Here is a 19,723-nt window from a genome sequence, read left to right on the forward strand (position 1 = left end):
AGCCCTTTTTTAAGAATTGTAGAATTCTTAAAAAAGGGCTTTATAATTAACTATTTTAAAAAAAAGAGTTGTCTTTTTTGAGCTTGTGATTTTTTGATATTATAAATATGAACTGTCGAATGAGAAAGGTAGTAAAGAAAGTAAAGAATCTGTTTTTACTACTTTACCAACTTCACCCATAAAAAATACTTCTATTGGTTCTTTTTGATTGATTTCGTATTCTGATAAAGTTTGCCTACATGCACCACAAGGTCCCACAGGTTTATTAACGGTTGTGTTTTCAGAAGCAGCTGAAATTGCTAGTTTTTTAATTTTTATCCCCGGAAATTCTGATCCGACTTTCCATACACCAACTCTTTCGGCACACATCCCAGAAGGATACGCAGCATTTTCTTGATTGTTACCTAATACTATCGCACCGTTTTCGAGTAAAAAAGCGGCACCTACTTTAAATTTAGAATAAGGAGCGTAGGCTTTTGCTCTTGCCTCGATAGCCTTATCCATTAATATTTTATCTTCTTGCGCTAATTCTGCTAAATCGTTGTAAACCGTTGCAGCAGTTTTTAATTCTATTTTTTCCATAAAGAAACAGTGTTGGTCAAAAAAAGCAGCCTGTAAGACTGCTTTATATTATACTACGAATTTATTAAAAAAAAACTACAATTTAATAGTCATCGTAAATTTCTCCTAAATCAAATGATAAAGAAAAACGTAAAGTGTTTTCTAAAGGATTGTTAACTGCTGATGTATTTACCAAATACGATAAATCTAACGTAAATGCTTTGGCAGTAAAACCTGTACCTAATGTTAAGAATTGTCTTTGTCCTTTTTCTTCACTTTCGTGAAAGTAACCCGCTCTAAGCGCAAAGGCATTGTTGTATAAATATTCAGCACCTAATGCCCAAGTAGTTTCTTTAAGTTCTTCACTAAAACTTCTGTCGCCTAAAGAAGTAAACATTCCTTCGAACCAACCTCTATTATTTCCTTGCCCTTCTGGAGAGTTAGGATTACCACTACTAGACGGTACTAATAGTTTCGTGAACTCTAAATTAAGACCTACTATGTTTTGGCTATCTAATATAAAGTCAAAACCACCCCCTATTTTTGCGTTGGTAGGAATAAAGTTTTCTTGCCCAGGAGTATATTCTACTTTCGGACCAATATTAGCAATGTTAAAACCTAATCTGTAACGACCATTAAAACTACCATAGTTTCTTTCATCAGATTGATAATAACCAGAAACATCCACAGCAAATGAATTTACAGCGTTTACATTACTATCATTAACATCTAAATTTGAGTTGATATACTTTAAGCCAATACCCATTGAGAATTTTTCGCTTAATTTCATTGAATAAACACCTGATATAGAAAATTCACTAGGGTTTTCTGTACCAGTACCAGTACCAGCTTCATTTGTTAATTCTACTTGGCCAAGAGAAAAGTATTTAATATCTACACCCCAAGCAGCATTTGCTTTAAAACGATTTACGTAAGAAGCATTTCCAACAAAAATATCATCAGTTAAATTACGCAACCAAGGAGTGTAATTAATACCAACACTTATTTTATTTTGATTAAAAACTGTTTTGGCAGGGTTATGAAAAATAGAAAAGGCATCAGCAGAGGTGGCAACACCAACATCACCCATACCACCGGCACGTGCATCAGAAGATATTAATAAAAACGGAGTAGCCGTTGTGTTTTGTGCTTTGGTTTGATGAAGGGCAAAACATACAAAAAATAAAAAAAACGATAATTTTTTCATGTAAAAATTTGTTATTAGTTGAGCAAATATATGATATTCTTAAAATAATGCTAAATTTTGTTGATTTTTAATCAACTATTTAACGTTTGATAAGCTTGATTATTATATAAGTCAACATTATTTTAAATAAATAGGTCAATAATCCTTAACATAAGTTAATATCAACATTAAATTTGGATAAAAAAATAAATTTTAAGGGTACATATTTAATCTTTTTCTTAGATTCGTAATACTAAACGTAAAAAAAGGTCGTTTGTAATCTAGCAAGAGAAACTCTTTGGTTCTTTTAATTTATAATTAAATTAGTTGTAAGGAGTTATAAATATTGTAAATTGCGCCACCCTTAAAATAGTTAAAAATACATGAAAAGCACGTTAAAAATATTTAGTTTATTGGCTATCACTGGATTGTTGATTACATCTTGTAAAAGCAATAGAGGTGGTGGTGCAGGTAAATCTTCACTGACTGGCTGGAACTTTAATGATCCTAATTATGGAGGTTATATAAAAGGAAAAGATAACAATAGTAAAGAAGCACCTCCAGGTATGGTACATATAGAAGGCGGTAGTTTTACGATGGGATTAGTACAAGACGACGTAATGTTCGATTGGAATACAACTCCTAAAAAAATGCATGTTCGCTCTTTTTATATGGATGAAACTGAGGTTACAAATGCTGAATATGGTTTATTTATGCAGTATACCAAAGATATATTTCCACCAGAAGAACCGCAATTTAAAAATATATACCAATCTATTTTACCAGATACTTTAGTTTGGAGAAAAGGTTTAGGGAATACAAATTTATTATCAGAAAGTTACTTAAGACATCCGTCTTATGCAGAATACCCTGTTGTAGGTGTTAGTTGGTTACAAGCCAATAAATACTGTAAGTGGCGTACGAATGCTGTAAACTTAAAAATTTTAATGGATAAAGGTGTTATAAAAAACATTTTTAAAGAAGACTCTTTAAGTTTTAGAGGAAAAGATAATTTTGATACGGATACGTATTTAACCAATCCTTATGCTTTGTTTGAAGGAGATTCAACAATTTATAAAAAAGGAATTCCTGTACCAAGAAAAAAAGGAGAGCCAAAACCATCGAAAGACCAGTTTTCTGGAAGACAAGTTACTTCATCTGATGGTATTTTAGCGCAAAAGTTTAGATTGCCTACAGAAGTAGAATGGGAATATGCTGCAAAAGCTATTTTTGAAAACCGCGAGTATAATAATATCCGTGGTAGAAAAAAATATTCTTGGAATGGTAAGTATACTAGAGATAGAGATAAGAGAAGAAGAGGAGATCAGTTAGCTAACTTTAAGCAAGGGAAAGGAAATTATAGTGGTATTGCAGGTTGGAGTAGTGATGGTTCGGATATTCCGAATGCAGCAAGAAGTTATCCGCCGAATGCTTTTGGTTTATATGATATGTCTGGTAACGTTGCAGAATGGGTGCAAGATGTATACCGTCCTATAATAGATTCTGAAGCAAATGATTTCAATTACTTTAGAGGAAATATTTTTACTAAAAAATTAATTGATCAAAACGGTAAAGTTGTTATTGTTGGTGATGAGGTTGGTGAAATAGAATATGACACTTTAGAAAACGGAAGGATTGTACCTAAAGATTTACCAGGAAGCGTTAAGTATATTCCGATTACAAAGGAAGATACGTATATGAGAAGAAATTATAATTTAGCAAATAATTCAAGTTTAGGTGATGGAGATCAAGCGTCTTCAAAAGATTACGAGTTAGATAAAGATCAGTTAGATCGTTCATCTAGAATGTATAATTCACCAAAGAAGCCCGAAGCAGAAAGAGATTCTTTAGGAAATGTAATAGAGAACTACAAATACGATGCTAAAAGAAGAACCACTTTAGTTAGTGATAAATCTAGAGTATATAAGGGAGGTTCTTGGGCTGATAGAGAATATTGGTTAGATCCAGCACAAAGAAGATACTTTCCAGAATATATGGCAACTAACTTTATAGGATTTAGATGTGCTACAGATAAAATGGGACCAATGAGGCTTAATAAAAGAAAAAGAGCTGTTCCAGATAAAATTAACTAAGACAATAAAAAAAACCTCATTGAAATTCAATGAGGTTTTTTATTTTTACAGTATGAAGATAGTAGATTTATATTCGTTATTTATTCAACATGGTTTAGTTGATACTGACACAAGAAAAATTAGAAAAAACACCATTTTCTTTGCATTAAAAGGCGCTAATTTTAATGGGAATAAGTTTGCAGAAGAGGCATTAAAGAGAGGAGCCAGTTTTTCAATTATTGATGAGGTTGAGTTTAAAACTTCAGAGAATATAATTTTGGTGGAAGATGTATTAAAAACACTTCAAGAATTGGCAAGTTACCACCGTAAAGTATTAAACATACCTATCATTTCATTAACAGGAAGTAATGGTAAAACGACCACCAAAGAACTTATTAACGCTGTGTTGTCATGTAAATATAACACAACAGCTACGGTAGGTAATTTAAACAATCACATAGGTGTGCCTTTAACATTATTGTCGATGACAACCGATACTGAAATTGGTATCGTTGAAATGGGCGCTAATCATCCAGAAGAAATTGCTTTTTTATCACAAATATCGAAACCAGACTTTGGATACATAACTAACTTTGGAAGTGCACATTTAGAAGGCTTCGGATCTATTGAGGGTGTTGTAAAGGCAAAATCAGAGTTGTACGATTTTTTGATAGATAATAATAAAAAAATCTTTGTGAACCCTAAGGATGCAATTCAACTCGAGAAAACGAAACATGCCAATACTATTTTATTTGACGAATCTATTGAGTTTCTAGAAGCAAATCCCTTATTGAAATTATCATTTGAAAACACTGAGATACAAAGTAATTTAATAGGAACCTATAATTATGCGAATATTGCTGCAGCAATAACGATTGCAAATTACTTTAATGTAGCTAAAGAGAACATAAAGAAAGCGATTGAGAACTATGCTCCATCAAATAATCGATCTCAAATAATAGAGACAAAAAACAACAAAATTATTTTAGATGCTTACAATGCGAATCCAACAAGTATGAAAGCAGCTTTAGATAGCTTTGAAGAGCTTAAATTAGCACATAAAACCATTATTATAGGCGATATGTTTGAGTTGGGTGATCATAGCTTTAAAGAGCACCAAAACATGGTAGATTTAGCTGCAGAATGTAAGTTTGATAGTGTGTTTTTTGTGGGTGAAAACTTTCATGAAACAAACACGGATGCTCCGAAATTTAGAAGTTTTGAAGCCTTGAAAGAATTCTTAGTTAAACACCCCATAAAGGAAAGTGTTATTTTAATAAAAGGATCAAGAGGGATGGCATTAGAACGCGTGGTAGCTCTTTGTTAAATGTTATTTTTTTGATGGTATGTAACTAGGTTGTCAATTGGCCTTTGAATTACATCGGTAATGGTCAAATTGTTTTTATGAGCAACAGTATCTAAAATATCTTTAAAATAAAAAGCAATAGAGCCTATGAAATAAATAGGGGTGTTTGCGTGTTTTTTATAAGGTAGTACATGGTATTTAAAGTATTTTTGAAACCCTTTTTTAATCGTTTTTTTAATGTATTTTTCGTGTTTATTATCAAACATAAAGGTCGCAAAAGATGCCAAATACATATTAGGATTGGGTGTTCTATATAAATTCTTTTTAATAACATCAACATCAACATTAAACTGATTTTTAAATGCTGCTGCTAAACTAGATGGCATTTTTTTATAGAAAAAATCTCTTAGTAATATTTTACCGAAATAATTTCCACTGGCTTCATCCATTATAGTATAACCTAAGGATGCTGATGATTTAGTTATCGTAACACCGTCATAATAACAGCTGTTAGAACCTGTTCCTAGAATATTTACAATAGCAGGTTTGTTGTTACTGCAAGCATAGACAGCAGCTAACATGTCTTCAGAAACGGTAATTTTAGCTTTTTTAAAGGTGACTTGTAATATATCTGTCAATAGTTTAACAGATAATGGCGATCCGCAACCAGCACCGTAAAAATGAATTTCTTCAATTTTATGTTTGTATTCGATTAATTGTGCAATGTTGTTAATGCGATGCAACAATTCTTCTTTGGCTATAACGGACGGATTTAAACCTAAAGATGTAACCCTAAATAGCTCTTTTTTTTGAGCGTTTAATGCAATCCAATCTGTTTTTGTTGAGCCTCCATCTGCAATTAAAATCATCTATTTTATTTATAAAGAATATTCTGGCAAAGAAATAAAACTTATATTTTCTTCATTTGTTGTTTCATCATTTGCATTTGTTCTTTGAGCATGCCGTGCTTATCTAATTTCTTAGCTTCGGTCATTAAAATAGTAGCTTCACGTTTTCTGCGCTTTGTCATGGCGATTCCTGCCAATTGCAATTTAGCCATAGCCAAATCATGATCCATTGCCAAGCCTAATTTAACAGCTTTGCGTAAGAATTTTTCAGCTTGGGTTATGTTGGTCTGACTCAACATAATTCCGTGTAAATAGTTATAGTAGCCTTCTTGTTTTTGAATCAATGCTGTAGATGGATTTTTAATATAAGCTAACCATTTTTTAGCTCCTTCAAAATTTTGTTTACGTAACTGCAAAAAAGCTAGTAAAATAAACTCGTTTTTAAAGTAAAAGAAAACGAAAATACCAGCAAGTAATAGGATTGAAATTCCATTCATAATATGAACTTGAGAGAATTCATAAATAGACCATAAAGTTATAAGTCCTGCTAAACCTAATTTTATATTTTTATTGAACATTTTTTCTTTTTTTAATCAACGTACAAAAGTACGAATTTCTGTTAAAATATTTGTGAGTTTATTTTTTATAAAACTTTTTGAATTTAAACCATGCAAATAATCCTAGTATAAAAACAAATGAAACTGAGTAATAAACTGAGGTAGGCGTAATTACTTTATCTCCACTAGCATATGAGTGTAACCCTGATAAATAGAAATTAACTCCAAAATAGGTCATCAAGATAGATGCAAAAGCGATAATAGACCAAAGGTTAAACGTATATCGGCCTCTTAAACCAGGAATCAAGCGCATGTGTAAAACAAAAGCATATACCATAATAGATATTAACGCCCAAGTTTCTTTTGGATCCCAACCCCAATAGCGTCCCCAACTTTCGTTAGCCCACATTCCGCCTAAAAAAGTACCAATCGTTAATAAAACCAATCCAACTGTTATAGACATTTCATTGATAATGGTTAGCTCCTTTATATGAAGATCCATTTTTTTCTTGTTCTTAGCGTTTGTGAAAATCATTAAAAATAAACTGAAAATTCCTAAGATCATACCTAAAGAAAAAGGTCCGTAACTAGCAACAATAATAGAAACGTGTACTTTTAACCACCAAGAATTTAATACCGGTTGTAGATTTGCAATTTCAGGATCTAACCAATTCTGACTAGCAAAAAACAAAGTGATTGCCGTGATAAAGGTGGCTGCAGCAATAGTTAATGATGATTTTTTTCCTAGTGATAAACCAAAAAACATTGTTGCCCAAGCAACAAAAATAATAGATTCGTAGGCATTACTCCATGGAGCATTACCACTAATATACCATCTAGATAATAGCCCTAAAGTATGCAGTATAAAGAAACCTATAATAATCGCAATCAATCCCTTTACCACATAGTTGATCCATTTTTTGTTTGAGAAAACCTGCGCGATTAAAAAGATAATCAACAGAATACTTGACAATCCGAAGTACTTAATCAAACGATTAAAAACATCAAATTCATTATACATTATCTCTAATTCAATTTTATCTTCTGAAGGATAGACTTCTTCTCCGAATTTTTTCTGAAACTTTTTTATGCCGTCTAAAACCTTGTTAGTTTCTGTATAATTTTCAGATTTTCTTGAGTTTTGTAAAAGTTGCATGTACACTGGTAGTGATTGACGCACAAATACAGAATCGGTTCCTTTAAAACCTGCCTCTAATGTTTCTGGTTGTGATACCCATTTGTTATTTTCGTCATTTGGAATCGGATAGATGCGCAACATACCGCCACCTAAAGTTTGTGATAATAACCAAACTCTTTGCTCTATTTTAATAGCATCTGTTTCAAATTTACTCTGAATTTTCTTTTTCTTAGCTTCCGCTACTAGTGCACCTATTTTAGAGGTTCCTTTAGCATCATAAAAATCAATAAAACGCGCGTATTTTACATCTTTAGCAACGCCTAAAACTTCTCGTATTTGCGTATTTCCTTTTTCTAAATAGATAAATGGTACATTTAACCAAAGCATTGGCATTTCTGTAATAGAGAGTAAAACCTGTGTAGGGTTCATACCTTTAAAACTATTAGTATGTGCAACTTTTCTTACCAATTCTGATGCTAGGGTGTGCACAGGTTTCATGCGACCACCGATATCTTGTATTACTAAGCTGCTAAACTTATTTGTATGTTCAAGGCTGGGTTTGTTGCTTGTTAAAATAGAGTCTATTTGCGCTATTGATAACTCTTTTGGTTTGTGCACATCACCATGTTCTTGTGCAGTTGAATTAAGAGTTAAAAATAAAATGAATGCAGATAAACCAGTTTTTTTTAGCTTTATTTTATCTAGTGAGACTTTTAAATCGTTAAAACGAGTGTTTTTTATGAACAGAATAAAAGTTAATCCAAAAAATAATAATGTATAGCCTATATAAGTAATCCATGTACCCACGAAATCGTGATTTACAGATAGGTGAGTTTGCTCGTTTTCACCTTCAATCTTATAGCTAGATTGAAATAATTTATAGCCTTTGTAATCTAAAATATTATTCATGAAAATTCTAAAGTCAAAAGTTTCTTTTTCTGCAATCACTGTAATTTCACTTGCATAAGCAGCAGCACTTTCCGAGCCAGGATATTTTTCTAATTGAAAATCGTTTAACTTCACTTTAAAAGGAGTTTCTAATTTTTTAGCACCATACCAAGCTCTAAAATTTAAGTCGCCAATGCTAAATTCTTCAACATTATCAACATTAAATTGGCCGCCATACAATTCTATTCTTTTAGTTTCATCATTCGCAGTAATATCAAAAATAACAGTATCGTATTTTTTATTGTCTTTTTCTCCCGAAACAGTTTTCATGACTCCTTTTTCAGGAGCTTTCGGAATTACAAACTGTAACCCTTTTAGCGTATGTAGGGTTAAAAATTGAAAGTGTTGTGCACTGTCTTTAACAATCTGACCTCTTTTTTGGTCAGCCATTCTAAGCCAATCACCATTATTTTTAGAGATCATCTTTAAATTATCACCTTCGTAATAAAAATTTACAGAAGCATTTCTATCAGGAACATCAAAACTTACCAAAATGTTGTGAATGTTTTGTGTTGTTCCTCTCTTAATATAATGTTCGTGTCTACTTCCGTCAGAGCTTTCTACTAAAAATAGGTGTTCTACTCCGTTTTCGTCTAAAACAAGTTTTTTCTCAGACCAAGGAATATATTCAACTAAATTATAAGATATCTCATGCTGAGCTTTATCTTTTTCAGGTTTAAAAATTTCAGTAAATTTGGCAGAATTACTTCCCCAGGCAGAAAGTAATAGCTTGTTGTTTGTTTCTTTTTGAAACTTATTATTATCAACAACAACGTTTAAGTAATTAGTGTCAGAAAAAAAAGTGTTTGTAGTTTCACCTTCGTCAATAATCATAATTCCTTCATAACTAACATAGCGTGTAACACCAGCTCCAATTAGAATAAGTAAAAATGCAGAATGAAAAAGTAAAACACCCCATTTTTCTTTTTTATACAAGCGGTATCTAAAGATGTTTCCGAAAAAATTAATTACAAAAAAGATCATAATTAATTCGAACCACCAAGTGTTGTAAACTAAGGCTTTTGAAGTTTGTGTTCCGAAATCGTTTTCTATAAAAGTGGCGACTCCCATGGCCACTGCAAAAACGAAAAATAATACCGCAGTTAAGCGTGTAGAGTAAAGTATATCTAAGATTTTTTTCATCTGTAAATGAGCTAAGTGTAAAACTTCGCAAATTTACGGATTAATGTCTTAATAACTTTATGAATTTACCCATTTTTAAGGAAATAAAACGTTAAAAAAGAAAGGTTATATCCCTATTTTTTCTCCCATTTTAACAAATGTCTCAATACGGTTCTTTGTATTCTTTAGTAGGTCGGCGTCAATCGTTAATTTATTTTTATCAACTAACAGCACAATTGTAGATCCTCCAAAGGCAAAATAGCCCATTTCATCCCCTTTTTTTATTTTGATGTTGGGTTTAAAAGTTTCAATAATAGTTCCTACCATTGTTGCACCAACAGGAGCTACAATAATTTCTCCTTTTTCTTCGGATGATAGAATGCAATACTCACGTTTGTTTTCGCAAAAAACTTTGGTAAAATTTGATGCCAATGCGTACGGAGAAACTGAAAAATAGTCACCTTTTATTTTCGTCATTTCAGAAGGTGTACCATCATATGGAAAATGGTACCGATGATAGTCATTAGGCGCTAATCGTAAAATAATTAGCGAGGAGTTTTTGTGCTTTTCGGCTAATTCAGCATCGCCTAAAAATTCTTTTAAAGTAAATTCCCGTCCTTTTATAAAGAAGTTTTTAATGTCTGCAATGTTTTCAAAAGCAAGCATTTTTCCGTCTCCAGGAGAGGTAAAGTCATTTTCAATAGGTCTGGCAGTCGGTTTTAATTTTCTGTAAAAGAAATCGTTAAACGAAGTAAATTCAGAAATTGGCTTTTCAGCCTCGTCAATATTAATGCCTAGCTGTTTTACAAAACCGTTTATTTTTTTTGTAGAAGATGATTTATTCATTTTTTTACCATACCAAGCGGATAAAAACTTACGTTTTGCTATTGGTAAAAAAGCCATTTTCCCAAATGGATTATTGTATAATAATTTTAAAAAAACTTCACCAGGCGGAGTTTCAGTAATTATATTGCCAGATGTTCTATCGATGAATTTTATTTTCATAATTTTATTACTCTACACTATCAATTAAAATAGTTAACATGTCAATAGCAGCTTGTGCAATTTTTGTTCCAGGGCCAAAAACACCCACGGCACCTGCATCGAATAAGAATTGATAGTCTTGTGCAGGAATCACCCCACCAACAATTACCATAATATCTTCTCGATCGTATTTTTTTAATTCAGCAATTACTTGAGGAACTAATGTTTTATGACCTGCCGCTAATGACGAAATCCCTAAAATATGAACATCGTTTTCAATAGCCTGTTTGGTTGCTTCTTGAGGTGTTTGAAATAAAGGACCAATATCTACATCAAAACCTAAATCGGCATAACCTGTAGCAACAACTTTTGCACCACGATCATGACCATCTTGGCCTAGTTTTGCAATCATTATTCTTGGTCTTCGTCCTTCTAGTTCCGCAAATTTATCAGCAAATTCAATTGCTTTCTTAAATAACTTATCGTCTTTTATTTCTTTACTATACACGCCAGAAATTGTTTTATGAACCGCTTTATGACGTCCAAAAACACTTTCTAAAGCGTCAGAAATCTCCCCTAAAGTGGCTCTGTTTTTAGCAGCTTTTATTGCTAAGTCTAATAAATTCCCTTCATTGGATTTAGCGCAAGTTGTTAAGTCGTTTAAAGATTTTATAACCTTGTTGCTATCTCTTTTTGATTTTATATCGTTTAACCGCTCAATTTGAGATAAACGTACAGCCTCATTGTCTACTTCTAAGATATGTAAAGGGTCTTCTTGTGCTAGTTGGTATTTATTTACACCTACAATTACATCTTGTCCGCTATCTATCTTTGCTTGTTTTTTAGCCGCAGCTTCTTCAATTCGCATTTTCGGAATCCCTTTTTCAATGGCTTTTGTCATGCCACCTAATTCCTCAACTTCTTTAATTAATTCCCAAGCTTTATTGGTAATGTCTTCAGTTAGTTGTTCTACGTGATAACTTCCTGCCCAAGGATCAACAGTTTTTGTAATATTTGTTTCTTCCTGTAAATATATTTGTGTGTTACGTGCAATTCGTGCAGAAAAATCTGTAGGTAAAGCAATTGCTTCGTCTAAAGCATTGGTGTGTAAACTTTGTGTGCCTCCAAAAGCTGCAGCCATGGCTTCAATAGTTGTTCGAGCTACATTGTTAAAAGGGTCTTGCTCTGTTAAAGACCACCCGCTTGTTTGGCAATGTGTTCGTAATGCTAAAGATTTTGGATTTTTAGGGTTGAATTGTTTTACTATTTTTGCCCACAACATTCGTGCAGCTCGCATTTTAGCAATCTCCATAAAATGATTCATTCCTATTGCCCAGAAAAAAGATAGTCTCGGAGCAAAAGTATCAATGTCCATTCCTGCTTCTAATCCTTTTTTAATGTAATCTAATCCATCAGCCAAAGTGTATGCTAATTCTATGTCAGCTGTTGCACCTGCTTCTTGCATGTGGTAGCCAGATATAGAAATTGAGTTGTATTTCGGCATAAAATCCGAAGTATATTTAAAAATATCAGCAATGATTTTCATTGATGGAGTAGGTGGGTAGATATACGTATTACGCACCATAAACTCTTTTAAAATATCATTTTGAATGGTTCCTGATAATAATTCAGGAGCAACACCTTGTTCTTCGGCGGCAACAATATAAAAGGCAAGAATTGGTAAAACGGCTCCGTTCATAGTCATTGAAACCGACATTTTATCTAACGGAATTTGGTCGAATAAAATTTTCATATCCTCAACCGAATCGATTGCTACACCAGCTTTTCCTACATCACCTTGTACGCGTTCGTGATCTGAATCGTAACCACGGTGTGTTGCTAAATCAAATGCAACAGAAAGTCCTTTTTGACCCGCCGCTAAGTTTCTTCTGTAAAAAGCATTGCTTTCTTCTGCTGTTGAAAATCCCGCATATTGACGAATAGTCCAAGGTCTTCGAACATACATTGTTGAGTATGGTCCGCGTAAATTCGGCGCAATACCAGCAACGAAATCTTCATGTTGTTTGCTTTCAACTTGTGATTTTTGACTTTGGTCTAATTGTATGTTTGATACGTTTTTTCTACTCATCTTGTAAACGTTCTTGTTCTAGCTTTTCAGCTAATCTTTTTTGAATAATCGGTTGGATGAGTGTTTTTTCGTTTCTAATTTTCATAAACGGAAAAAGCTCCAAATCATTCTTCATTTTATCCTTGTCGTTCTGTATTTTATTAGTTCCTAATAAAACTAATTTACCAGTATCGAATTTTGCTTGTTCTTTTTCGGCAGCATCTTTAATTTTTCGCTGTATGATTCCTTCTTTAAGTTGCTTTAAGAATCCGCCACCTTTTTCGATAGTTTTAAAGACTTCTAAAGAATTATGTGCCAATTGTTGTGTGATAGCTTCAATATAATAAGCACCGTCTGCAAAATTCTGAGCATCTGAAAGTTCACTTTCTTTTTGTAAAATTAATAATTGATTTCTTGAAATTCGCTCACCAAATTCATTCGAATGATGGAAGATATCATCATAAGAAATATTACAAACCGTGTCGGCACCACCTAAAATAGCGCTCATACATTCTGATGTAGTACGAAGCATGTTTACATTATAATCATACAACGTTTTGTTTCGTAAGCTCGGTTGTGCAAATATATGTGTTGTATTGTTTTTAATAGCGTACTCTTTTAAAAGTGATGCCCATAAAATTCTAAAAGCTCTTAGTTTTGCTATTTCAAAAAAGTAGTTACTACCTACAGAAAAATTAAAATGTATGTTACTAGCTATTTTACTTCCGAAGTGATTTAAATATTCATTTGCGTGCGCAAGTGCATAGGCAAGCTGTTGTGTGTTATTCGCGCCAGCATTTTGATATGTTGAGACGTTAATACAAATAGCATTAGAGATATTATTAATGATCTTTTCGAATTCTTTATGATCATTATTTAAGTTGGTAAACCAATTACCTGTACTCGTTAAATTGCCAATAATATCAATATTAAAATAACAATTATCTGAAGCTATATAATTTGATAATTCAATAATGAATTTAGCGTCTAAAAACTTTACTTTAAAATAAAGTACGGTGTTTTTAAGGTCTAAATCTTGAAGTAGTGTTTTGTAATCGAACTTCGTTTTTGCTTTGAATTCTATGGACTTAACACCTCTTTTTAAAGAGTCGATAGCAAAAGAATTCGCTTTTTTCTCGTCTTCAATATAAATAGACTGACAAATATTGAATCCCTTTTCAGGAGTTGCTATTGTTGTTTTTGTTTGGTCTTCTTTGGTGTAAAAGGGTTTAACCGTAATGCCTTCGTCAGTTTTCCAAAGAAGCGTGTCGTTATAGTCCGCGCCTTTAAGATCTACCTGTATTTTTTGTTTCCATTCGGCAGCACTAATTTCCTTGAAGTCATTAAATAAATAAGTACTCATTATTTTTGTAAGGTATCAAATTCGATAATATAAATATCTTCATCTTCTTTTTTCATCAAGTATTTTTCACGTGCATAGCGTTCTAACTGAAGAGAATCCTGAAGTTTTTTTATAGTTTTTTTGTCGTTATCAATTTTGTTTTTATGATAATCTATCCAAATTTCTAGTTCTTCAATTTCATTATTAAACTCTCTATGTGTAAGATATGAATTTTCATCAAAAAAAAGCATCCAAATAACAAATACGGTTAAAATAACAACATAAATATTTGTTGCTATTTTAAAAGAGGATTTGTTTTTTATTGATTTTAAATTCATATTACAAGCGATCGCTAATTACGGTTCTAACAATATCTATGGCTACAGTGTTGTACCTGTCGTTAGGAATTATAATATCGGCATAGTTTTTTGTTGGTTCGATAAATTGTTGATGCATTGGTTTTAAAGTGCTTTGGTATCTACTTAAAACTTCATCAATATCTCTTCCTCTTTCTTTAATATCTCTACGAACTCTTCTTATAAGGCGTTCATCGGCATCAGCATGTACAAAAACTTTAATGTCACAAAGGTTTCTAAGCTCTTTGCTATTGAAAATTAAAATACCTTCTACAATAATTACCTTTCTTGGATGGGTTTTTATAGTGTCCTTTGTTCTGTTGTGTGCTACAAACGAATAAATAGGTTGTTCTATTATTTTGCCGCTCTTTAAATCGCTTAAATGATTTACCAATAAATCGAAGTCGATAGCCCTAGGATGGTCGAAGTTTATCTTTGTGCGTTCTTCATAGCTTAAGTTGTCGGTTTGAGCATAATAAGAATCTTGCGATATAATGCATACTTCATCTTGCGGTAGCTCATTAATTATTTGATTTACTACGGTTGTTTTTCCACTTCCTGTTCCGCCAGCAATACCGATTACAAATATATTTTTCATTGAGTTTTATTAAAATGAATTATTAAAGCAAATTTAGTGAAATATGTGCATAAAAAAAGCGCTAACTTAAGTTAGCGCTTTTTATTTTTATTGAGCCGATGGAGGGACTCGAACCCACGACCTGCTGATTACAAATCAGCTGCTCTAGCCAGCTGAGCTACATCGGCTTGTTGCCTTTAAAAGCGATGCAAATATATAATGTTTTTTGAATCTGCCAAAAGTTTTTTTTAATTTTTTTAATAGATTTTAAAGCCTTTTTTTTTAAGAATAATTAACGGTCTGATTAACATAAAAATACGTTTATTTTAGTGCTAAGAAATAATAATATTTTTTTATAAATATTTCTAAAAACACCTTTTTTAGAACTTTATTTAGTTTTAAAAAAGGTGTTAAGTGAATGAAAAATTTGTTTTTTGTCTTTTAGGGTGTAGAAATAAAAAAAGCTCTAGGGTTTAACTAGAGCTTTTATCAAGAATAAATATTATTAAGAATGGTAAATTATGAAAAATACCATGCTATTTGTAGTAATAAACGAGCAAAAGCTATGTTTATTGTTGTAATAAATTTATGCAGTTAAAGGTTTACCTTTTAATCTTTTTTCAATTCGTTGCTTTACAACTGTTAATCGCTTCATGGCATCCATTAGGGCACTATCTTTTGTTTCTTTATATACTTCGTTTATTTCTAGTATTAAAGATTTTACCTCTCTTGAAGCTAATATTCTATCACTAGTAGTAATAAATTTGAATTTTCTGTGCTCAAATTCGTCTGCTTTACTAATTAATTCTGAATTCATAAAATACTTACTTATGTTTAATTATATTATCTTTTAGATTTTAGTCTGGTAATTGATTTTGCTTTACACAAAATTGTAAAATCATAAAGTAAAATGGGCAACAAATATATATTAATCTTTTTGTTAACCTATAATAAAACAATCAAATTGTTTTATTTATTTATAATTTTTCTTTATATAGTTCATTAAAGCTTAATTTTTGCTTTTATTTCAATTATGGATTAAATCTATTGAGTTAAATGTAATAATTTTTTATTGATAAGTCAAATTTATTAGTAGAATTTTAACAAGATAAAGCAGTTTTATTACTAATGTCATATTTTATTATATGTTTTTCTTGTCTGAAATACTATTTCTAAAGAACGAAAGTTCCTTATTTTTGCCGAAGAATACTATAAATTATTTCTGAAATAAAATAAATATTTTAGAAAGTTAGTGTATCTATAATTACAATTGATAAAAAATACATTTTAAATTTCAAAAATAAATGAGAAAAATTATAGTAATAATCCTTGTAATTATTATTCAGGCATGCAATGGTCATGAAAAAAGAAAAGTGATGGGAGATTCTGATTTTCAAAAAGAAATGAATGCCAAGTTTAAAGATGCTTCTAAATCACCACTAACAAAAAGAGATTTAAAAAAATTTGAAGGGCTAAATTTTTTTAAATTAGATGAGAAGTATAAGGTAGTAGCTAAATTAACAAAAACACCCGATGCGCCTAGTTTTAATTTTCCAACAACAACAGATAGGATAGCGGTATATGAGAAGTATGGTGTAGTTTCTTTTACTATTGATGGCGAAAATTTTGAGTTAGCTATTTATAAGGATGAAAATCCAGAGCTTATGTATAAAGACAACTTATTCTTACCTTTTTTAGACAATACAAACGGAAAAACATCTTATGAAGGAGGTCGATTTATAGATGTTTTAATCACTAATGAAAATACTAACGGAACGATTGTTATTGATTTTAACGAAGCGTATAATCCTTATTGTACTTACAGTGATCGATATTCTTGCCCAATTACTCCAAGAGATAATTATTTAAATACAGCAATAAAAGCCGGAGTTATGGCGTATAAGAAGTAAAACAAGAAAGCCTGCTAAATGCAGGCTTTTTTTATTTTGTAGGTGGATGCAATCCGTCTTTAATATCTTGTTCAATAGCTTTTTCTAATGAAGCTAAATAATTTTTTCTAACTTTTAATTTAGTAGCAGCATGTGCTTTCGGGTTTAATGAAGAAAACATTTCGGCAATTTTAATAGCTGTTGGTAATAAATGAGTTTCAAGAACAATTTTGTCTAAAAACCCAGCAGTAACAGCATCTTTAGGATTGTATATTTCAGAATTGTTTACACTACGTTCAAAATAAACAGGAGCTAAACGAGCTTTGGCTATTTCGATACCAGCATTGTGCATGGTCATTCCTATCATTACTTCGTTTAGGCCTATTTTAAAATCACCTTCGGTACCTAATCTGTAATCGGCAGAAAGCAGTAAAAAAGCTCCTTTGGCAACTGCATGACCTGTACATGCTGTAATTATTGGAAAAGGAAAAGATAGCATTCTGTGAGATAGTTTAGATCCTTTGGTAACTAATTCTAAAGCAGATTCTGGTGATGCTGTCATACTTTTTAAATCATAACCTGCAGAAAACATTCCTGGTTGACCAGTTAAAATAACAATCTTCTTATCTTGTTCAGCTTTATCTAATAAAGAGTTTAAAGAATCTATTACTTCATGTGATATTGCATTTACTTTACCGTTAGAAAGGGTAATAATTGCGTAGTTGTCTTTTGATGTATATTGTACTAATTCGTTCATAATTTAAATAAATTTAATAAGGTAAAGTCCAGTAAAAACGGCTAAAAAACCTACAACAAAACTTGCGATGGTGTATAAGGCAAATGAAGTGAAATCTCCGGATTTTAAGAATATATGATTCTCGTATGCAAAAGTAGAGAATGTGGTGAACCCACCACAAAACCCTGTTGCTAGTAATAGTGTACTGTTTTGAGACAAGGCTTCGTTTTTGGCAGCTAAACCTAAAATGAATCCGATAAGCAAGCTTCCGATAATATTTGCAGCAAAGGTTCCGTAAGGAATTCCTGTTTGTGTGTTGTTTAAAATTTTTCCTATCAAGAATCTTAAAACGCTTCCAAAGCCACCTCCAATAAAAACTAGTAAAAGTTGTTTCATGTCTTTGCTAAAATAATAAAACCTCACATAATTGCGAGGTTTTATTGTATGAATATTATAAGCTATTGTTATTTTAAAGTAACATCATCTGCGTCTGCCCAATTCCATTTACCTACGATAATTCCTTTCTCGACGGTAACAATTCCTGGGTTGGCTCTTATAACTGTTTTTAAAGCAGTTTCGTCACAAAACCCGAAGGTATATGGTAAATTAAATTCTTTTTGAGTTGACGCTAAGTCTTCAATATAAGAAGCTGTTAACACATAAACTTCATAACCTTTGGCTTTTGCGTTTGCAGCAGTTTTTGAAATCGCAGCAATCCCTTCTTTTTCTGTTTTTTCGAAATTATACATGATAATAAGCATCGCCTTGTCTTTGGCTAACATAGCTTCTAGTTGATCACCATTCTCATCGGTTTCAATCATAAAATCATGAATTGGTGGTACTTCATCACTACCTTCTTGATATTTCATGCCTTCAGCAATATCTGTACCTATAGAATAGGCTCTAAAATCGATAATAGGTAAATGATTTAATACATAATAGGTAGTAAATAAAGCTAGTATTATTGTTGCGTATGTTTTTATTGCAGCTATTTTAGTTGAAAGAAAAGGTTTAATATGTTTTAGTCCGAAAATTAAAACGACAATAAAAACCATAAAAACAACATTCTTGTAAAAAGTTTCTTTAGGCGTAAGTTTTAATGCATCACCAAAGCATCCACAGTCAGTAACTTTGTTATAAGTATAAGAGTACCATGTTAAGAAAAGAAATATTAGGTTAAGACCAAATATACTCCATACCGTAAGTTTTGGCTTATAACCAACTATAAGCATAACCCCTAAAACTAATTCAGAAATAATTAAAAGAATAGCAAAAGGTAATGTGTAAGGGATTAAGAACTCCATGTTTAAAACACCTTCACTAAAGTATTCTTGAAACTTGTATTGAGAACCAATCGGGTCTACTAACTTTACAAAGCCTGAGTAAATGAATAAAAGCCCTACTAATAGTCTTGAAATGTGTGTTAAAATTTTTAAAATCATTTTTTGGGGTTTAAGGTTAACTATCTAACTCTGAATGATGGATTAAAGCAAAAATAGCATAATTAATCATATCCTGATAATTTGCATCGATTCCTTCTGAAACTAAGGTTTTTCCTTTGTTGTCTTCAATTTGTTTTACGCGAAGTAATTTTTGAAGAATTAAATCTGTTAAAGATGAAATTCTCATATCTCGCCAAGCTTCACCGTAATCATGGTTTTTATTTTCCATTAATTCTTTGGTGATTTTTATATGTTTATTATATAAAGAAGTTGCTTCTTCTGTATTTAAATCTGGTTGGTCGGCAACACCTAATTCTAGCTGAATAAGTGCCATAATAGAATAGTTAATTATCCCTATAAATTCTGGTTTTTCTCCTTCGTCCACCATACGCTTCGTGTTTTCTTGTAACTGGCGGATGCGTTGTGCTTTTATAAATATTTGATCCGTTAACGATGGAAGCCTTAAGATTCTCCATGCACTACCATAATCGCTCATTTTTTTTGTAAACAAACTACTACATTCCTCTACTACTACATCATATTGTTTGGATGTGTTTTGCATCTTTTTTATTTAAAAGTAATCCATCAAAA

General features: G+C 31.7%; 18 protein-coding genes and 1 tRNA gene. 3 read left to right on the forward strand and 16 right to left on the reverse strand.

Going from position 1 to position 19,723, the window contains the following annotated elements; translation table 11 throughout:
• Positions 1-99 precede the first annotated feature (99 nt).
• Positions 100-582, reverse strand: a complete 483-nt coding sequence (locus tag AC28QF_RS11850; RefSeq protein ID WP_488202095.1) for a cytidine deaminase — start codon at positions 580-582, stop codon at positions 100-102.
• An 82-nt stretch (positions 583-664) separates the two neighbouring features.
• Positions 665-1,768: a type IX secretion system outer membrane channel protein PorV gene (gene porV / locus AC28QF_RS11855; protein ID WP_488202094.1), complete on the reverse strand. Its 1,104-nt coding sequence runs from the start codon at positions 1,766-1,768 to the stop codon at positions 665-667.
• Positions 1,769-2,130: 362 nt separating this feature from the next.
• Between porV and gldJ the strand changes: the two genes are divergently transcribed.
• Both gldJ and AC28QF_RS11865 read left to right on the forward strand, forming a co-directional pair.
• The gene (gene gldJ / locus AC28QF_RS11860) at positions 2,131-3,840 is read left to right on the forward strand and encodes a gliding motility lipoprotein GldJ (RefSeq protein WP_488202093.1); all 1,710 of its coding nucleotides are present in this window, start codon (positions 2,131-2,133) and stop codon (positions 3,838-3,840) included.
• A gap of 52 nt (positions 3,841-3,892) precedes the next feature.
• Complete coding sequence (locus AC28QF_RS11865; protein ID WP_488202092.1) at positions 3,893-5,146, forward strand: UDP-N-acetylmuramoyl-tripeptide--D-alanyl-D-alanine ligase; 1,254 nt, start codon at positions 3,893-3,895, stop codon at positions 5,144-5,146.
• Here the strand turns inward: AC28QF_RS11865 and AC28QF_RS11870 are convergent.
• The 10 genes from AC28QF_RS11870 to AC28QF_RS11915 form a co-directional block, all read right to left on the reverse strand.
• A complete protein-coding gene (locus AC28QF_RS11870) occupies positions 5,143-5,994 on the reverse strand; it encodes an N-acetylglucosamine kinase (protein ID WP_488202091.1) in 852 nt (283 codons plus the stop codon). The two genes, AC28QF_RS11865 and AC28QF_RS11870, sit on opposite strands and share 4 nt — an antisense overlap.
• Before the next feature lie 41 nt (positions 5,995-6,035).
• On the reverse strand, positions 6,036-6,551 hold the full coding sequence (locus AC28QF_RS11875; RefSeq protein WP_488202090.1) for a DUF2892 domain-containing protein: 516 nt from the start codon (positions 6,549-6,551) through the stop codon (positions 6,036-6,038).
• Between the two features lie 58 nt (positions 6,552-6,609).
• Complete coding sequence (locus tag AC28QF_RS11880) at positions 6,610-9,759, reverse strand: cytochrome c biogenesis protein (RefSeq protein WP_488202089.1); 3,150 nt, start codon at positions 9,757-9,759, stop codon at positions 6,610-6,612.
• Positions 9,760-9,864: 105 nt separating this feature from the next.
• Positions 9,865-10,743, reverse strand: a complete 879-nt coding sequence (gene asd / locus AC28QF_RS11885; protein ID WP_488202088.1) for an archaetidylserine decarboxylase — start codon at positions 10,741-10,743, stop codon at positions 9,865-9,867.
• Positions 10,744-10,750: 7 nt separating this feature from the next.
• Entirely contained in the window at positions 10,751-12,811 is a 2,061-nt protein-coding gene (gene scpA / locus AC28QF_RS11890; RefSeq protein ID WP_488202087.1) for a methylmalonyl-CoA mutase, read from the reverse strand.
• On the reverse strand, positions 12,804-14,153 hold the full coding sequence (locus AC28QF_RS11895) for a methylmalonyl-CoA mutase subunit beta (RefSeq protein WP_488202086.1): 1,350 nt from the start codon (positions 14,151-14,153) through the stop codon (positions 12,804-12,806). Before AC28QF_RS11895 ends, scpA begins: the two co-directional genes overlap by 8 nt.
• Entirely contained in the window at positions 14,153-14,470 is a 318-nt protein-coding gene (locus AC28QF_RS11900) for an FtsB family cell division protein (protein WP_488202085.1), read from the reverse strand. The genes AC28QF_RS11895 and AC28QF_RS11900 overlap by 1 nt, the downstream gene beginning before the upstream one ends.
• A 1-nt stretch (position 14,471) precedes the next feature.
• On the reverse strand, positions 14,472-15,077 hold the full coding sequence (gene udk / locus AC28QF_RS11905; RefSeq protein WP_488202119.1) for a uridine kinase: 606 nt from the start codon (positions 15,075-15,077) through the stop codon (positions 14,472-14,474).
• A gap of 102 nt (positions 15,078-15,179) precedes the next feature.
• A tRNA-Thr gene (locus tag AC28QF_RS11910) sits at positions 15,180-15,253 on the reverse strand.
• A 398-nt stretch (positions 15,254-15,651) separates the two neighbouring features.
• Positions 15,652-15,882 carry a hypothetical protein gene (locus AC28QF_RS11915; protein ID WP_058884388.1) on the reverse strand — a complete coding sequence of 77 codons (231 nt, stop codon included), beginning with the start codon at positions 15,880-15,882 and terminating at the stop codon, positions 15,652-15,654.
• A gap of 487 nt (positions 15,883-16,369) precedes the next feature.
• On the opposite strand from AC28QF_RS11915, the gene AC28QF_RS11920 reads away from it, so the two are divergent.
• A complete protein-coding gene (locus AC28QF_RS11920; protein ID WP_488202084.1) occupies positions 16,370-16,975 on the forward strand; it encodes a DUF1684 domain-containing protein in 606 nt (201 codons plus the stop codon).
• A gap of 31 nt (positions 16,976-17,006) precedes the next feature.
• On the opposite strand, the gene AC28QF_RS11925 is transcribed toward AC28QF_RS11920, so the two are convergent.
• The 4 genes from AC28QF_RS11925 to AC28QF_RS11940 all read right to left on the reverse strand — a co-directional run bounded on the left by AC28QF_RS11925 (position 17,007) and on the right by AC28QF_RS11940 (position 19,694).
• Positions 17,007-17,711: a crotonase/enoyl-CoA hydratase family protein gene (locus AC28QF_RS11925; RefSeq protein ID WP_488202083.1), complete on the reverse strand. Its 705-nt coding sequence runs from the start codon at positions 17,709-17,711 to the stop codon at positions 17,007-17,009.
• Positions 17,712-17,714: 3 nt separating this feature from the next.
• Entirely contained in the window at positions 17,715-18,086 is a 372-nt protein-coding gene (gene crcB / locus AC28QF_RS11930) for a fluoride efflux transporter CrcB (RefSeq protein ID WP_488202082.1), read from the reverse strand.
• 68 nt (positions 18,087-18,154) lie between these two features.
• The gene (locus tag AC28QF_RS11935; RefSeq protein ID WP_488202081.1) at positions 18,155-19,132 is read right to left on the reverse strand and encodes a DoxX family protein; all 978 of its coding nucleotides are present in this window, start codon (positions 19,130-19,132) and stop codon (positions 18,155-18,157) included.
• Between the two features lie 16 nt (positions 19,133-19,148).
• Entirely contained in the window at positions 19,149-19,694 is a 546-nt protein-coding gene (locus AC28QF_RS11940) for a DUF1599 domain-containing protein (RefSeq protein WP_488202080.1), read from the reverse strand.
• Positions 19,695-19,723: the final 29 nt, after the last annotated feature.

The organism is Tenacibaculum sp. M1.3A (genome assembly GCF_057732375.1).

Excerpts from the sequence above, each read along its gene's own strand:
- AC28QF_RS11925 (WP_488202083.1), bottom strand. The coding sequence starts at position 17,711 with ATGAACGAATTAGTACAATATACATCAAAAGACAACTACGCAATTATT.
- crcB (WP_488202082.1), bottom strand. The coding sequence starts at position 18,086 with ATGAAACAACTTTTACTAGTTTTTATTGGAGGTGGCTTTGGAAGCGTT.
- AC28QF_RS11865 (WP_488202092.1), top strand. The coding sequence starts at position 3,893 with ATGAAGATAGTAGATTTATATTCGTTATTTATTCAACATGGTTTAGTT.
- scpA (WP_488202087.1), bottom strand. The coding sequence starts at position 12,811 with ATGAGTAGAAAAAACGTATCAAACATACAATTAGACCAAAGTCAAAAA.
- AC28QF_RS11920 (WP_488202084.1), top strand. The coding sequence starts at position 16,370 with ATGAGAAAAATTATAGTAATAATCCTTGTAATTATTATTCAGGCATGC.
- AC28QF_RS11935 (WP_488202081.1), bottom strand. The coding sequence starts at position 19,132 with ATGATTTTAAAAATTTTAACACACATTTCAAGACTATTAGTAGGGCTT.
- AC28QF_RS11870 (WP_488202091.1), bottom strand. The coding sequence starts at position 5,994 with ATGATTTTAATTGCAGATGGAGGCTCAACAAAAACAGATTGGATTGCA.
- AC28QF_RS11900 (WP_488202085.1), bottom strand. The coding sequence starts at position 14,470 with ATGAATTTAAAATCAATAAAAAACAAATCCTCTTTTAAAATAGCAACA.
- AC28QF_RS11850 (WP_488202095.1), bottom strand. The coding sequence starts at position 582 with ATGGAAAAAATAGAATTAAAAACTGCTGCAACGGTTTACAACGATTTA.
- AC28QF_RS11895 (WP_488202086.1), bottom strand. The coding sequence starts at position 14,153 with ATGAGTACTTATTTATTTAATGACTTCAAGGAAATTAGTGCTGCCGAA.
- AC28QF_RS11875 (WP_488202090.1), bottom strand. The coding sequence starts at position 6,551 with ATGTTCAATAAAAATATAAAATTAGGTTTAGCAGGACTTATAACTTTA.
- porV (WP_488202094.1), bottom strand. The coding sequence starts at position 1,768 with ATGAAAAAATTATCGTTTTTTTTATTTTTTGTATGTTTTGCCCTTCAT.
- AC28QF_RS11940 (WP_488202080.1), bottom strand. The coding sequence starts at position 19,694 with ATGCAAAACACATCCAAACAATATGATGTAGTAGTAGAGGAATGTAGT.
- gldJ (WP_488202093.1), top strand. The coding sequence starts at position 2,131 with ATGAAAAGCACGTTAAAAATATTTAGTTTATTGGCTATCACTGGATTG.
- AC28QF_RS11880 (WP_488202089.1), bottom strand. The coding sequence starts at position 9,759 with ATGAAAAAAATCTTAGATATACTTTACTCTACACGCTTAACTGCGGTA.
- AC28QF_RS11915 (WP_058884388.1), bottom strand. The coding sequence starts at position 15,882 with ATGAATTCAGAATTAATTAGTAAAGCAGACGAATTTGAGCACAGAAAA.
- asd (WP_488202088.1), bottom strand. The coding sequence starts at position 10,743 with ATGAAAATAAAATTCATCGATAGAACATCTGGCAATATAATTACTGAA.